The 14,969-nt window shown below is 61.4% G+C and carries 13 protein-coding genes; 4 read left to right on the forward strand and 9 right to left on the reverse strand.

The features are described from left to right. Positions 1 to 36 precede the first annotated feature (36 nt). Positions 37 to 1,164, reverse strand: a complete 1,128-nt coding sequence (locus tag XH88_RS29435; protein WP_333909275.1) for a glycosyltransferase — start codon at positions 1,162 to 1,164, stop codon at positions 37 to 39. Between the two features lie 238 nt (positions 1,165 to 1,402). On the opposite strand from XH88_RS29435, the gene XH88_RS29440 reads away from it, so the two are divergent. Further along, the gene (locus tag XH88_RS29440; RefSeq protein WP_271671724.1) at positions 1,403 to 2,503 is read left to right on the forward strand and encodes a glycosyl hydrolase 53 family protein; all 1,101 of its coding nucleotides are present in this window, start codon (positions 1,403 to 1,405) and stop codon (positions 2,501 to 2,503) included. Positions 2,504 to 2,537: 34 nt separating this feature from the next. Here XH88_RS29440 and XH88_RS29445 read toward each other — a convergent pair whose 3' ends face one another. The 8 genes from XH88_RS29445 to XH88_RS29480 form a co-directional block, all read right to left on the reverse strand. Beyond that, positions 2,538 to 3,284, reverse strand: a complete 747-nt coding sequence (locus XH88_RS29445; protein ID WP_271671725.1) for a hypothetical protein — start codon at positions 3,282 to 3,284, stop codon at positions 2,538 to 2,540. A 43-nt stretch (positions 3,285 to 3,327) separates the two neighbouring features. After that, complete coding sequence (locus XH88_RS29450) at positions 3,328 to 4,770, reverse strand: oligosaccharide flippase family protein (protein ID WP_271671726.1); 1,443 nt, start codon at positions 4,768 to 4,770, stop codon at positions 3,328 to 3,330. A gap of 178 nt (positions 4,771 to 4,948) precedes the next feature. Next, positions 4,949 to 6,220, reverse strand: coding sequence for a hypothetical protein (locus XH88_RS29455; protein WP_333909276.1), 1,272 nt, complete (start codon positions 6,218 to 6,220; stop codon positions 4,949 to 4,951). A 211-nt stretch (positions 6,221 to 6,431) separates the two neighbouring features. Next, positions 6,432 to 7,631 carry a glycosyltransferase family 4 protein gene (locus tag XH88_RS29460; protein WP_271671728.1) on the reverse strand — a complete coding sequence of 400 codons (1,200 nt, stop codon included), beginning with the start codon at positions 7,629 to 7,631 and terminating at the stop codon, positions 6,432 to 6,434. A gap of 51 nt (positions 7,632 to 7,682) precedes the next feature. Beyond that, positions 7,683 to 8,885 (reverse strand): glycosyltransferase family 4 protein, encoded by a 1,203-nt coding sequence (locus XH88_RS29465; protein ID WP_271671729.1) that lies wholly within the window; start codon positions 8,883 to 8,885, stop codon positions 7,683 to 7,685. A gap of 224 nt (positions 8,886 to 9,109) precedes the next feature. Further along, on the reverse strand, positions 9,110 to 10,339 hold the full coding sequence (locus XH88_RS29470; protein ID WP_271671730.1) for a polysaccharide biosynthesis/export family protein: 1,230 nt from the start codon (positions 10,337 to 10,339) through the stop codon (positions 9,110 to 9,112). A gap of 657 nt (positions 10,340 to 10,996) precedes the next feature. Continuing rightward, positions 10,997 to 12,157, reverse strand: a complete 1,161-nt coding sequence (locus XH88_RS29475) for a glycosyltransferase (protein WP_271671731.1) — start codon at positions 12,155 to 12,157, stop codon at positions 10,997 to 10,999. 67 nt (positions 12,158 to 12,224) lie between these two features. Continuing rightward, complete coding sequence (locus tag XH88_RS29480; protein WP_271671732.1) at positions 12,225 to 13,022, reverse strand: glycosyltransferase family 4 protein; 798 nt, start codon at positions 13,020 to 13,022, stop codon at positions 12,225 to 12,227. Here XH88_RS29480 and XH88_RS29485 point away from each other — a divergent pair. The 3 genes from XH88_RS29485 to XH88_RS29495 form a co-directional block, all read left to right on the forward strand. After that, positions 13,014 to 13,400 carry a hypothetical protein gene (locus XH88_RS29485; protein WP_271671733.1) on the forward strand — a complete coding sequence of 129 codons (387 nt, stop codon included), beginning with the start codon at positions 13,014 to 13,016 and terminating at the stop codon, positions 13,398 to 13,400. The two genes, XH88_RS29480 and XH88_RS29485, sit on opposite strands and share 9 nt — an antisense overlap. A gap of 229 nt (positions 13,401 to 13,629) precedes the next feature. Next, complete coding sequence (locus XH88_RS29490) at positions 13,630 to 14,640, forward strand: NAD-dependent epimerase (RefSeq protein WP_271671734.1); 1,011 nt, start codon at positions 13,630 to 13,632, stop codon at positions 14,638 to 14,640. A 23-nt stretch (positions 14,641 to 14,663) separates the two neighbouring features. Continuing rightward, positions 14,664 to 14,969: sugar phosphate nucleotidyltransferase (locus XH88_RS29495; RefSeq protein WP_271671736.1), on the forward strand; the 306-nt coding region annotated here is incomplete at its 3' end.

Consider the following 14,969-nt stretch of genomic DNA (forward strand, 5'->3'; position numbering starts at 1 on the left):
GAATCGTTTGCAAGAGCGAAAATGATTCGTTGCGTGCTAGTGCGCTGACGCGATGCTCGATGGCGAAGCGCCGGGCAGTTGATACTCGGCGCGCCATCCCAGCCGCTGCGCGTCGCCGTCGGCGATGGCTTCGAGCAGCGGTCGAAGCGCCTTTCGCGCGCCATTGAAACTGCGATGAGCCAGAATTGCCTCGATCGCGAGGATACCGACATAGCTCATCCGGTTGATGCGGTAGATAATCGGGGAGGTTGTATACCGTTTCTCAATCAAGATCCGGTTCCGGCAGGCATAATACAGCCGCCAGGCCGGCGCCTCGGGGCTGACCAGGGCGCTGCGCGCGCTGGTGCTCGGCTTGTCCCAGGACTCCTCGGCGTCATTGATGCAGCCGACATCGGTCAGATAGATGGCAACGCCTGCATCCATCAGGCGCAGCGAGTAGTCGTGGTCGTCGCTATAAAGGACGAACTCCTTATTTGGCGGTGAAACCTTCCTGACGGCCGCCATCGGCAGCAGCAATCCGCCATAGGGCGCGGTATCGATCCGGCGCAGGTGAAATTCCCCGTAATTGTCCGGGGATCGCCGGGTCGAACGTGTGAGCCTTCGCCACAGCTTCGACGGAAGCGAGGCGAGATGAAAGTTGAGAAACGAGTTGTTGCGGATCGCCACCGCGGTCTGGTCGGCGAGAAGGGTCGGATAGATGCCCCGATGCCTGCGCAGTGCGCAGAGGCCGATATCGTCGCTCGCGCCGAGCGCCGTGTGCAGGGCGAGGAGGCGCTCCAGGAATCCGTCCTCGCCGACATTGTCGTCGTCCAGGATCAGGACGAACCGCAGGTCCTTGTCCTCAAGGCGCTGAGCCGCGGTGATGCCTGCGTGAAATCCGCCGGCCGATCCCAGGTTTGAATCGAGCCTGATGATATCGACCGGTGGTTGCCGCGCGAAATCATCCGTGGCCACCGGGCGGTTGCACCCGTTGTCGACGACAATCACACGCCCGACCGCAGGGCTGGCCTGGACCGCGGCAACCGTCCGTCTCACCAATTGCTCGCGACGTCCGTAGGTCACGATGACACATGCGACCGAGCGTCCTGCGTTCGTCGAGCGATCGAGGGCGATTTGCGACGTTAGTTCGAGAGGGGCATTCATCGATACAGTCTCGCTCGGCATTCAGTCGTTCCGTTCAGGCGACATTATAGATACTCGGTGGAATTGGAACGGCAATTCCAGCGGCAACTTTGGCCACAAAACCGTGCAATCGCTTTGCGCGCGTTCCGCAAGCGCCCTTCGGCTGCGTCTTTGTCGGTGCGAGCGTATTGTGATCACATTGTGAAGGCAGGCTTCGCCTCGATGCACTGATACCTGATCGGATCGCGTGCATGCAGTTTCTCGAGCGCGTGGAGGCGCAATGTTCCTGGCAGTGAAGAGATTGTTTCTGATGGCGCTGTTGCCGTTGCTCGCTCTGGTGGCATCCGTCGGAAATGCCGCCGCAGGTCCGCTGACATGGGGGGTCGATGGTCCCGATGGCCGGCGCGCGGACCTGAAGGCGATCTTCGAGGTCATGCGGGCGCGTGGGCTCACGCAATACAGGGTCGGCGCAAATCTCGCGCGGGACACCGATCCCTACGCGGTCCAGATGTACCGGGACATGCTGGCGCTCGCCAAGACTTACGGCATCACACTGAAACCGATCTTGGCGACCCCGTTTGCCTGGGGCGATCGCACCGATGGCGGCAAGTATCCGGCCGGCGACTCGAATGCGCTGTATCGGCAGGGCTATTCGAGAACCTATAGCTTCGTGGTCAATTTCAAGGACCAGATCAACGATTGGGAACTGGGCAACGAGATCAACCTTCTTGCCCTGGATTCCAGCGGCAAGAAGCTCTACGGCCGCGGCTGGACCGCCGAGGAATTCGACATGCCGGCCATGAACGACTGGGCCGCGGTCCTCAAGGGCATGTCGGACGCGATCGACAAGATCAATCACGACTATGGACTGCACTTGCGACGCGTGCTCAACACCACGTCAACCATGTTCGGCTTCCTCGACTTCATGGCGTCGAAGGGCGTCGGATTCGACGTCATCTCCTACCATTATTATGAATCCCTCAATCAGAATCCGAACCGCGCATGGGGCGGCAGCAGGCAGCCCTACAATCTCTTCAAGAAGCTTGCGTCCTACGGCAAGCCGGTCGTCTTCAACGAGGTCAATTGCGCGGAGATCTACAAGCCCACTTACGAGAACGAAGCCGGCAAGCCCATGACCGAAGCGTGTTATAAGAGCCTATATGCAACTCTTGGTTTCATCACCCACCAGGTCGATGCCAATGTCGAGAGCGTGCTGATCTATGAGATGCTCGATGAGCCGGCCAAGGCTCCTCCGGAGAATCGCTTCGGCCTGATGTACGACATCCATACGCCGAAGGTGCCGCTCTACATGGTGTCGCGCTTCGCCGGAAAGGCGCTGGCGCCTCATGAAGCCGAGGAACTGAGTAAGCGCGGAATGTAGGCGCGGCGGGCGCCGCGCCGGTACGGGATGTCGCCTATATCCAAAGCCATGGGCAGACGCGGTCCAAGGCTACCCGGATATAGAACTTCCAGATGTTGTCTGTCGCATATCCCTTGTTGTCGAGGCCGCGGATTCCGCTCACGAGCGGAACCGTCCGGAACCGGCGCACGAATTTGGACGTCTTCGGTGCGGCGTCGAAATCGTCACGCAGCGCCTTCTCGGGGAATGCAGCGGCGGAAGTCTCCTCGTACAGCTTGCATTTGCCCTGGAGATATTGCCGATAGCCTGCCTTGGTCCATGCCATCATGTACATGTCGACCACCCGTTTCGGGTAGTTCCGCATGTTGACGTAGAAGGCGAATTCCTTCGGGCGCTTCTCGATCAGCCTGGCGAGATTGAGCACGATGTATCGGCCCGTCACCTTCCAGATCGGCGTATCGGCGTCGCATTCCCGAATGAAACGCGAGTTTTCCATCGCGTAGTCGAGGAGGAACAGCTCGCCATAGCCGCGGCCGTACATCTGCGGATAGTCCAGTCCCGGAAAGGAAACGAACTCGATCCTGTCGACGATGTTCAACTGCTGGGCGATGGCCTTGAGGCTGGACAGGTCGGATTCCGAGTTCTCGACGAAGACGATCCGGTCGATGCATTGCCCGACCAGCCTGCCGTAGAACCACAGCGCGTCTTCATAATCCTTGCGGCGGAGGGCGGGGTCCTTGCGGCCGAGGCTTCGCACGTCGGCTTTCGGCGTGATGGTCGCCGTCATGATCAGAATGTTCATGGGTCCTTTCGATTTCATCTCATCGGTCTTCTGCGTTCCGGCGCTAGGTGGCGGGGACGCGCTCCTTGCTCAGCTCGAGATCGCGTAGACCAAGCAGACTGCGCACCAGCTGCCGATGAAACAGCAGATAGCAGATCGCGATCGTCACGATGTAAACGGTCGTGCCAAGCAGCCAGGCTGACGCCGGTGTGGCCGGAATCTCCATGGCGCGATTTGCGGCGATGAGGCCGAGGATCGTGGCGACGGTTGCGGGCGCGAGTGCCCTGACCAGATTGGCAACCGGCAGATTGGTCTCCCAGGAGGTGATCAGCATCGTGGCAACGGAGACAATCAGCGTCACCGCAAGGTAGATCTTGATGATCCCGATCAGCCCAAATCTGAGCCCGACGACGAAGGCCACGATCGTCGAAAGGCTGTTGGCAGTCGAAACCCAGAATTGCAGCTGTGCCTTGCCTCGCGACAGCAGCATGGCGCCGCTGTAGGCGGTGATCGACTGCGCCGCCCCGGCGATCGCCATCAGTCCGACCAAGGGGATGATGCCGGTCCATTTGGCCGGAAAGAATGCCGTGAACAGGTAGTCGGCGCCGAACGAGAGATAAAGCATGCTGGGAAAGACCACAGCCGCCGTCAGCGAGAGCACGCCGCAAATGATCTCGTTGCGCTGCTTCAGCGATCCTGTCACCGCCTGACGGCTGAGCGTCGCCATCAGGACGCCGCTGCCGGGCCAGGTGATGACCATCAGCGGCAGAATCATGATCTGATAGGCGAGCCCGTACAAACCGACCGCGGCCGCGCCAACGGCGCCGCCGATCAAAACGTTGCCGACGGCGCGGCCGGCAAAGTTGAGCAGATTGCTCGCGAGCACCCAGCCGCCGAAGGTCAGGATCGAGCGCACGCGGCTCCACTGAAAGTTAAGCCGGACGTGACTTCGCGCAATGATTGCGAAGGCTGCAGCTCGAACGACCTGCACCACCACGTAATAGCTCACGAGCGCCCAGACGCCCCAGCCCAGAAAGGCGCCCGCCACACATGTGATCACCGAAATGATGACGGCGACGATCTCCACGCTCGCCACGATCTGATAACGCAAATGCCGCTCAAGCACGGCGCGCGGGCCCAGCGCGGCGATCGAGAGCACCACCGAAATCGACAAGGTGGCCAGAACGCTGCCCAGTCCCTCCATCTCGAGGCCGTTGGCAAGCGGCGCGGCGATCGCCGCCAGGATCACGGCGCACAGCAGGCCGATGGCGCAGATCAGCGTGATCGCGGCACCGGCTTCATCGCGATCGAGCGTGCGCCGCTGCACCATCGCGCTCGACATGCCGAGATCGGTGAGCAGCGCGATGAATCCGACGAAAGGCAGCGAAAAGGTGACGAGGCCGAATTCGGCGGGCGCCGCAAAATACGTCATCATCACGGTCATCGCGAACTGCAGACCGGATTTGACAACGTTCATGCCGGACATCGACAGCAGGTTTTTCAGCATTCCGTCGATCTCCGGGTGCCACGGCGCGACACCCACTCGGGTTCCAAATGACCCAGCCCTGTTACCGCGCGTTTATCTCGCACATGCACAACTGGCAAGACAAGCAATGAGAATGAAATGTGTTGCCGCGTTGTTGGGCAGACTGCTTTTCATCTCGCATCGAGATGTCATGCTGTCGTTACACGCGCGGCCGCGATGTGTCGGCGGCCTCCAGGAAGCGTCCCTTCCACGCGAGCAGCGCGACCATGGCGGCGGCTGTCACGATTTTCACCATCAGCCAAACCACGGACTGCGATGAAATGGCCGAAAATGTGGCTATGAACGCGGCGGCCGCAACAGATGCCGCGACGAGGCCCCATCGCGGCGCCGCGCCGAACCGCAACATCGGCCCGCTCGCAAGCACAATGACCACTCCGGTTGCGAGGATCGCGCCGATAAGGACGTCTGTCGGTGCTGCAGTGATGGCCTGTGTCGGCACGGCGACGGCCAGGACCAGCAACAATTGGCAGAGAGCGACGACGACGAGGCGCAACGCGGATTTCGTCAGATGCGGGACGATCGCGAGCGTGGATTGCAAGTGACAGTGCATGAAATAGAAGCAGGCTGCGGCGGCCGAGGTCTGCAGGAAGCTCGCCAGAATGGACGGCGGCACGAATATTTGTCCCGCATCGGGCAGAAAGCCGATGAGCCCGCCCAGCATCACCATGGTGGCGCACATGATGAAATCGAGGAGGTGCGCCACGGCGGCGCGGGCATCGTTCGCGCTGCCGCGCTCGAATTGATGCACCACTTCCGGGTAGTTGACGGTATGGATAGCGGCGACCAACACCGCGAACGGCCGCTGCAGGAGGTCGATGGCCATCGAAAATCCCGCCGTCACCGCGGGCGCGGCATCACCCAGGGCGGAAACCACGACGAAGCGGATCGAGACGGGAACCGAAAGGTGGAGCACTGAGGCGCCGGCGGCCAGCATCCCGTAGCGGGCAAAATCGCTCCAGTCCTTGAGCAGGGCGGGGTGCGGCACTCTGCGCAGGGCGTGGGGATGCAGCAACTGGCCGGCGATCAGGCTGGCGACTTGGGCCGCCAGCATGCCCAGGAGAGCGGCATTGGCCGTACCGTAGATCCATGCGCCCGCGGTCGCTCCGCCGATCATCAATGTGGCCCTGAGGATGAGCAGAAAGGCGGCTGTGCCAAGCCGGTGCGAGACGCGGACGACCATGAAATGAAGATCCGTCGCGCCCTGGGCGACGGCGAGTGCGAGGCCGGTGAACCCCACGCTCGCGGAAATCGGTGTCACGACCGCGGCTGCCAGGCCTCCGATCGCCAGCAGTACAAGTGCGCTGGCGAGCGCGGCGCCAAACAGGGACGATCTCAGCCGCGCGGCGTCTTCTTTCATGGCCGCAGCCAGAAACCGCACGCCGGCCAATTGCAGCCACTCGAACATCAGCACGCTGAGCAACTGGCTCGAAGCAAGCGTGAGCGAAAATTTGGCGTAGGCGAGCGGCGCGAGGACGCGGCCCAGCAGAAAGATGAGGATGATCGCCGCCGCGCTCTGGTAGACGACGCCGACGAGTGCGAACAGACGGGTCATGGGACGTTCGAGCTGCGGGGCGGGGCGCAGGAAGGAGCAGGCTCGTTGCGCAAGACAGCCATCCCCAGGACTATTGCGGGCGCCGGCTCAGAAGCGCGAAGGCGTCACGGTATTCGTCGATGACATCAGCAAAGGTGCGATGGTCGTTCTTGTTGGCCAGTCTTTCGAACATCTCCGCCAGCTCCTGCGGATTTGCGATGATCCGCAGGATGCTGTCGGCAAGGGATTTCGGGTCAGGCGCGGTCAACCAGCCGACTGCGCCGCGTTTCACCGCTTCCGGAATTCCGCCAAACCTGGTCCCCAGAAACGGCTTGCGCGCCGCCTGGGCGTCGGCCACGACCAGCGGGCCCGGCTCCTCCCAGATCGGTGGGATCACGACAACGTCGATCAGGCGGTAGAATTGTTCGGGCTCGACGAATCCCAGAAATTCGATATGCGCCTTCGGCGCCAGCGCCCTGAGCGCGTGCTGGATCTCCGCGCTTGCGACCCCTGCGATGACGAGCCGCACGCGGTCATGCGGCAGGTCCGCGAAAGCCTTGACGAGATTGTAGATGCCCTTCTCTTCGGTGAGACGGCCGATGAAGCCGAATGTCAGCGGTGGGCCGGAAGGGGCTTTTCCGGGCGCGGAGACCGGCATCGTCGATGCGTGCGGAATCACCCTGCGCAGCTCGGCGTCGGCGAAAAGTCCGGTCTCGAGATGGATGTCGAGAATGCGCTGGCTGACTCCGACGACGCCGCGCAGATATCGGGTCGCGTTGCGGCGGTTGATCGTCAGCAATTTGCAGCTCATGCAGGTGTGCTCGCAGGTCTTTCCGTCGGAAAAGCGCGAGCATCGCGGGCAGGTCAGATAGTAGTCGTGCAACGTGTGCAGGACCGGTACGCCAAGCTCGGCCGCGACCTTCCACACCGCCGTGGTGAGGCCCGAGAGGTTGTTCGAATGGAGCACGTCCGGCCTGAAGGCCTTTATCCTGCTGGCGACAAGTTCGGCGCTTCGACTCCAGTCCTCCATCGCATGCCACAAGCCCCTCGCTGGTGCGCTTCGCTGTCCGGTGAAGGGCCGGTAGATGTTCCTGACGGGAGCCGAGTACACCTCGACGCCGGCGCTCGTCTCCATCGCTTGTTCGGGAAACGACGCAGCCCGAACGACCTCGACGGTATCGCCGCTCTTGAGCAGGCCTTCGGCAATGCGGCGCACGAATATTTCGGCGCCGCCGACCACCTTCGGCGCGCCCGGTGTCGGGTACAGTGACGATGTGATCAAAATCCTCATGCCAAGAATCTCATCCAAAATGCGGCTTTGAACGAACCCCGAGAGTCCTCTTCATGTGTCTCCATCGGTGTTCGAAGTGCCTTCCAAATAGACGTCGAGATATTGTCGGGTGACAGCTTCTGGCGTGAAGCTGGCAGAAAATTCAGGCCGTGGTGGGAAAGCCTTCTTCCATTTGGGCGCCTCGCTGATTGCCTGCTTCATCAGTTCGGCCAGTCGGTGGAAGTCACTCGGTTCGTACGAGCCGAGCGTCGTCGAGAAATGAGAGATCTCCGGTATTCCGCCGGCAGTCGAGCAAATCGTGGCCCGGCCGGCATTGATGCTCTCTATCAGTGTGCGCGGCAACGGCTCCGGCCAGACCGAGCTGATGAGACAAATATCCACGGTGGAGTAGAACTCCGTGGGTTTTACGAAGCCAAGCCATTTGATTTTCGGATTATCATACCTTCCTCTCAGTTCTCGTTCGTAAGCTTCGAGACCCTTTCCGGCGATTTTGAGTTGCCAGCCCTGCTCGGGCAGCAGCGAGACCGCCTTGAGCACGACATCGATGCCTTTTTCCGGCTCGATGCGGCCGATGAAGCCGAACGTCATGTCGGCGTCGGAGGACGGCGGTGCCGGCCGGACGCTGGAGTCCGCGATGTTGTAGATCACCTTGTGCGCAACGTCCGGAAAGAAACCGAGTTTCAGGTGCCGGTCGAGCACGTACTGGCTGTTGGAGACCACTGCATCGACCATCCGGGATGCATAGAGATGAGGCATGGTCATCGTCGTGCACGCCAGGCAACGCTGCTCGCAGGTGGCGCCCTTGCTGAAGAGCGTCGATCGCTTGCAGATCAGCGAATAGTCGCGCAGCGTATGGACGATACGGATGTTGCGGCGCTTGGCCTCCGCCCACAAGGACACGGAAAATCCGGTCAGGTTGTTGGTGTGAACGACATCCGGCTTCTCGGTGTCGAGAATAGCGCCAAACCGCTTCGCCGCGCGTCTGTTCCAGGTATCGCGCAGATGCCATCGCAGACGGTCGAGACGGGGCGGCTTGCGGTCCTGTCCGAACGGCCAGTACGCGTTGTCGATCTGTACCCTGTAGGTGCGGATGCCGTTGCGATCGCCCACCGACACCTCGCCGGCCTTCTGCAGGCTGACGACGGCTACGTGATGGCCATTGCGCATGAAGGCTTCTGCGAGCAGCGATACCGATACCTCGGCTCCTCCCATGATGTCGGGTGGATAGAGGGTGTTCACGATGAGTATCTTCAACGATCGCCTCATGCGTTGATCGATGACGGAGGGCGCACCTCGCTTGCCACGCAATAGCTGGCTCTGCAATCGCATTCGGTCCCAAAACGGCGTGAACGATGTGCGCCCGGACGAGACCGACTCTTCATCCGATATTCAAGAAGCAGGCCATGGAGGCCCGGTCCGGACCACCGCGACGGAGGAATCCGGTCCGGACCTCGCCGGATGAACGTGCGTTGTCGCTGCTACTTCGAGTTGACCACGACGCTGGAGATGTTCGACGCGTTTGTCGAGGCCGCGTCAAGCGGGGCCATGAGCTTGATAAATTCATTCGATGGCGATTCCGCGACCGAAATCACGTCGTGATCGCGCATCCTGAATGTATCGGCCTGGAACCAGCCGTCGGGCTTGCTCATGTCGAACTTGTAGACGGCGGGGACCGTCTTGGTCGGGAATTGCGACACGTCGATCCCGATCTGCTCGAGCAGCGGCTTCGGCTCGAAGCGGTAGACGAAGATCGACTTGGAATCGGCGCGCGCGCCATCGAGGCCGCCCGCCTTGGCGAGCGCTTCGGCCAGCGACATGTTGTCGTTCTCGAAGGTGAAGCGACGGTTGTTGGTGCCGCCGATCGAGCCCGGCGACGGCGTCGAGCCGAACGCCATGTAGACCCTCGGAATGCGGGTGAGGAAGACCACGTCGCCGGGCGCGAGCAGCGCATCCTCGCTGGGATGATGCACGACCGAGGACATCGACTCGCTATAGGTGCGTCCTTCGCGCTTGATCGTGATCGTGCTCTCGTAGGACGGATATTTGGGACCACCGGCGCGCGCGATCGCGCCCATCAGGCGAATGCCGCCCGGGTCGACCGGAAAGCGTTGCGGCGAGTTGACTTCGCCGAGTACGCTGATCTGGTTGCCGCGCTGCTCGGCGACGCTCACGACCGCCTGCGGGTCGATGGCGCGATCCTTGAGCCGTTCGCGGACGATGTTCGAGACTGCACGCGGCGTCAGCCCGGCAACCTTGATCGATCCGGCGTAGGGGATGTTGATGTTGCCGGACTGGTCGACCTGCTGGCGCGGGATATCGACGAAGTTGCCCGGTCGCACGCCGGCTTCGCGCGGAATGAACAGGCCGCCGGCCTGGGCTTCGTAGACGGTGACGGTGACGATGTCGCCGACGCCGATCGTCACGTCGCGATAATTGCCGCCGGGGAGGTGGGAGAAGATCAATCCCGAGCTGTCGGTGAGCGCGTTGGTCGCCTGCATCACGGCGGGATTGACCGGCATCAGGGCATACGCGAGCGGCGCGCTCGGCTCGGTGACCAGCGCGGCATTGGTGTGCGTGGAAACGGCATCGGGAGCATCGAGCGGAATGACGTTCGCGCAGCCCGTCAAGGAAATGCCGACCGTAGCAATGGCCAGAATCCGGCTAATCCCGAAGTCCCAATGAATTTGTTCGGTCGTCGCCAATGTCATTTCCTCACTCACGTAAAATCTGATTTACCGTAGCAACCAACCTCGTGCGGAGTCACGGCTGCGTCTTCCCGTTTATGGTAAAGCACTTATGGCTGTGACCTTATTGCAACTTCTGACTCCACGAATCCGTGTGAATGGCTGTCCAATATTTGTGCGGCACGTTCTCATTTCCTATGCAACGCGCAAACCAGACATGCGCATGTCAGATCGGTGTCACGATTAAGGCGACTTGATCTCGTGAGCAGGACGCGAGGTCGTCGAAGCGTCCCACGCATCGCCGCGAGACGGTGCTCTCCAAACTTCAAGCGGGAGATGTCGATCTGAAGTAAGCCTGCGTTGCAGCTCCGCGTGCGCGGTCGGTTAGGGGCGCGTCGTTTCTTTCGACGGGGTGATTCTGCCGCCATTAAGGCTTCGACCGGAAAGCCGGCATCGATGCCGGCGTTTGTAAGGTCTTCCTAATCCTGCTCCGACTAGGTGTCAGGCAACAAATCAGGGAAGCGAAAACAATGCTGCAAGCCGGGTCCATAATAGCATTCGTCGGTTTTCTGACCTGCGCAATTGTCCTGTCGGCAGTGGCGTGGTCGTTCTCCGATCAAAGCGTCATCGACGCCGACCTTCCGCGGGATGATGTTCGTCAGGCGACCTGATCGGCCGGTTCTAGGATCGGAGATTGTTCGGAAAGTCGGACTGCAGCTTGGCCTCTTGTCCCGCCTTGTTCTCGTCACTTTGCAAGACCTCGGCATACACCTGAGACAAGGTGCGGTGGGTCTGCTCGATGTCGTAGAGGCGGATGAAGCGTTCGTATCCGGCCTGGCCAATTGCGGCCAGATCCAGCTGCGCTGCGCGCCGAAATCCCTCAATCAGCTTTTCGGGCGAGACCTCGTCGCACAGCACGCCTGTCACGCCGTCTTCGACGATCTCGGGCAGGGCGCCGATGCGGAATGCGATAATCGGCTTGGCTGCCCGCATGGCCTCGATGGCGACGAGGCCGAACGCCTCCCAGCGCGAAGGGATCGCCACGATATCAGCCTGGTCGAGCTCGGCTTCGATCTGATTACGATCCATCCAGCCCAACAGTGAAACGTTAGCCGGCAGGTCGCTGCTGCGGAACTTGCTGACGACCGAGGCACCGATGAGGCGCACATCGAGCGTATCTCCGAGTGCGCGCGCCGCCTCGATCAAGAGATCATATCCCTTTTGGCGGTCGAGGCGTCCGATGAAGAGGACCTTGATCTTCGCCGACCGCGACGGCGCTGCGGACAAGTCGCGCGCGGGACGCTGCCTGGAAATTCCGTTGTGCACGAGGACGAGGTGTTTCGCCGCAATACCGACCTTGACGGCGTCGGTTCGCTCGCTCTCGGAGATGCAAACGATGCGATGGGTCAACTTCGACAGCAGGAGCTCGGCGAACTCGGTAACGGCGCGGCTGAGGCGGCCCGTCTCGCGGCCGAAGGCCCATCCATGCGGACAATATACGATGCGCGAACGTCGATAGGCCAGCCACAGCGCCGGACGGACGACGAGCCCGGCGAACGACGAATGCAGGTGAATGATGTTCGGCCGCTGCTGCCGGACTGCGCGCATGGTTGCAGACAGCATCGCGAACAGGCCGAGGGCGTTGCGGCCCTCGCGAGGGAAGGTGGTGACGGCGTCATCCTCGATGTTGACCAGGTCATCGCGATGGTCGGACGGAACGACATAGCCGACGTTGCCCCGCCCGAAGCTCGCGCGCTGGTGCGGATGAAGCTCGTTGAGATAGGTTGCAATGCCGCCTCTCACCGTTTCGGCGACATGCAGAACCTTCAGGCCGCTGGACAACCGTCGATCCTTCCTTGTCTTGCGGAGATCACCCTTAACGCCTCCAAGCAGCAATATTTGGGCCGCGTTATGGTGCTGTTCCGCCGGGTCCGGTCTGCCGAGCCGGCCTGGCGAGCACCTGGAGCAGGGCGGCGGCTGATTTGGTCCATGAATATGCCGCCAGCCGCTCCCGCTGCTTCGCTTGTTCCACCGGAGAAATCCTACCGAGATCAATCCTTTCGCGCATTCTCGCCGACAGCTCGTCGGCGTTGAGGGGATCGAAATAGACAGCGGCGTCGGCGCAGGTCTCGCGTACGGCAGCGGCGGAACTCGCAATGACCGGGCACGCGAAGTACATCGCTTCGAGGGGAGGGATGCCGAAGCCCTCGTAAAGGCTCGGAAAAACGAACGCGGCAGCCCTGGCGAAGAGTGCGGCGACAGCCTCGTCCTTGAGGCGGCCCGCCATCACGATGCCGGCGCTCGACTGCGCAGCACCGCCGCCGAAGACCTTATTGTTGTCGCCTCCGACCACGACCAGCGGAAAATCCGTGCGGCCGAGCCGCTCGGCTGCACGGATCGCGGTGTCGACATTCTTGTTCTTCGTCATCGAGCCGACAAAGAGGAAGAATCGATAGGGTTCAAGGCGCAGAGACTCGATGATGGAGAAGTCGGGCTCGACCGACGCGAAGTGCTCCGCACTGTTTGGAATGATGGGTATCGACGCCGGGTCCAGCGCGAGGACGCTGGCAAGTTCATTGCGTGAAAACGTCGAAACCGTTGCAATGGTCGCTGTGCGTGCCAGCAAGCGGCCGAGCGTCCGGTGCAGAGCGAGGTATTTCCAGCTGAAGAAGTCCGGCCTTTTGAAGACCTGCGCATCGTGGATCACGACGAGATGGTTGCGGTGAAGCACGGGACCGGAATTGGCGAGACTGATGAGGCGCGTGCCGGCGGCTGCGCGCGCCAGATCGATCTGATCCCATGCGTGTCCCCGCAAGGTCCCGACTTGCTTGACCTTGATGCGGCGAAGTTCGGCAAGTCTCGTCGCATCCGGCGGCACGAGAATCTGCCACTCTGCAGCCAGGAGTTGCTGCGCGGCCTCGCCGCTCGCCAGCAGGCGGTCCATCGCTTTGACGATCTCGGCTGCGTAGCGTTGCACGCCTGTCAGCGACTGCGTCAGGAACCTGCCATTGATAGAGAGTTTCAAAAGTCTAGCTTTTTCTTTGCGGGTGTTGTTGCATGTATCTTGCGCGAACGCTGCCTCTAGACTGAGCATTCGTGCCGATTATGCGTTCTAGGATGTGTAGCACATGTGACGTTGGCGCCCGAACATCCACGCAGGCCGATAGCACGCAAGGCTGCATGATGCCATCATGTTTCCTACACATTTCGATGCGCTTACATGGACTGACCGATTTGATTTGTCGCGAATGTGCAAACCTTGCCTCTGATGCCATGGTCTGGCATTGCTGCGCGGAACGAACGAGAGGACGACTTTGCCACCAGTGATCGTGACCGGCGCTGCCGGCTTTATCGGGATGCACGTTTGCGAACGGCTGTTGGCGCGTGGCGAGCAGGTCGTTGGCATCGATTCAATCACTCCGTATTACGACCCGGCTCTGAAGCGGGCGCGGCTCGCAACGCTTCAGCCCATCAGAGGTTTCAGCTTCTACGAGATCGATCTTACGGATTTCGCTGCAGTGACGCGCGTATTCGACGAGGTCTGTCCGGATCGCGTCGTGCATCTTGCAGCGCAGCCCGGCGTGCGCGCCTCGATCGACGATCCCGTCGCCAGCATCCGCGCCAATTGTGACGGCTTTGTTACCGTGCTCGAAGCCGGCCGGCGCCATGGCTTGGCCCATCTCGTCTATGCCTCGTCGAGCTCGGTCTATGGTGCCAATCGCACCTTGCCTTACTCGACCGAGCAATCGGTGAACCATCCGGTCAGCCTGTATGCCGCGAGCAAGAAGGCCAACGAGCTGATGGCGCATACCTTTGCGCATGTTCACAAGCTGCCGGTGACCGGCCTTCGCTTCTTCACCGTCTACGGTCCGTGGGGCCGGCCCGACATGGCCGTTTGGCTGTTCACGCACGCGATCTTCGCGAATGAGCCGATCAAGATATTCAACAATGGCGAAATGTGGCGCGACTTCACTTATGTCGACGACATCGTCGAAGGCGTGATCCGCACACTCGATCGGCCTGCGACGCCGAACCCGGCCTGGAACGCGGAAGCGCCGGAGAATTCGTCGAGTTCTGCACCATATCGCCTCTATAATATCGGCAACAACAGGTCAGTGAAGCTGCTCGAGTTCGTCGAGACGCTGGAGAAGATCATTGGCAAGCCTGCGATCCGCAAGCTGCTGCCCATGCAACCAGGCGACGTCCTGGAGACGCGGGCCGACATTTCCGCGCTCCAGCGCGATGTCGGTTTCGCGCCGTCGACACCGATTGCGGAAGGTCTCGGCCGCTTCGTCGAATGGTATCGGCAATATCATCGTCTATGACCCCTGACGTGAGTTACTCGCAAGTGTTTCAGAAGATCATCCCCCTGATCATGTGCGGCGGCGCCGGCACGCGGCTTTGGCCGGCTTCGCGCGAGGTGCGCCCGAAGCAATTCCTGCCGTTGTTCGGCGCACGCTCGACCTTCCAGGACACGCTGCTGCGCGTCTCCGACGCTGCGCTGTTCGACCGCCCTGTTGTCATCACCAACGCGGCCTACCGCTTCATGGTGCTGGAGCAGCTCGCCGAGATCGGCATCGAGGCCGACGTGATCCTCGAGCCGATGCGGCGCGACTCCGGCCCCGCGATCGCCGCCGGCGCGGCGTTTGCGCAA

The sequence above is a fragment of the Bradyrhizobium sp. CCBAU 51627 genome, from assembly GCF_028128765.1.
Lineage (GTDB): Bacteria > Pseudomonadota > Alphaproteobacteria > Rhizobiales > Xanthobacteraceae > Bradyrhizobium.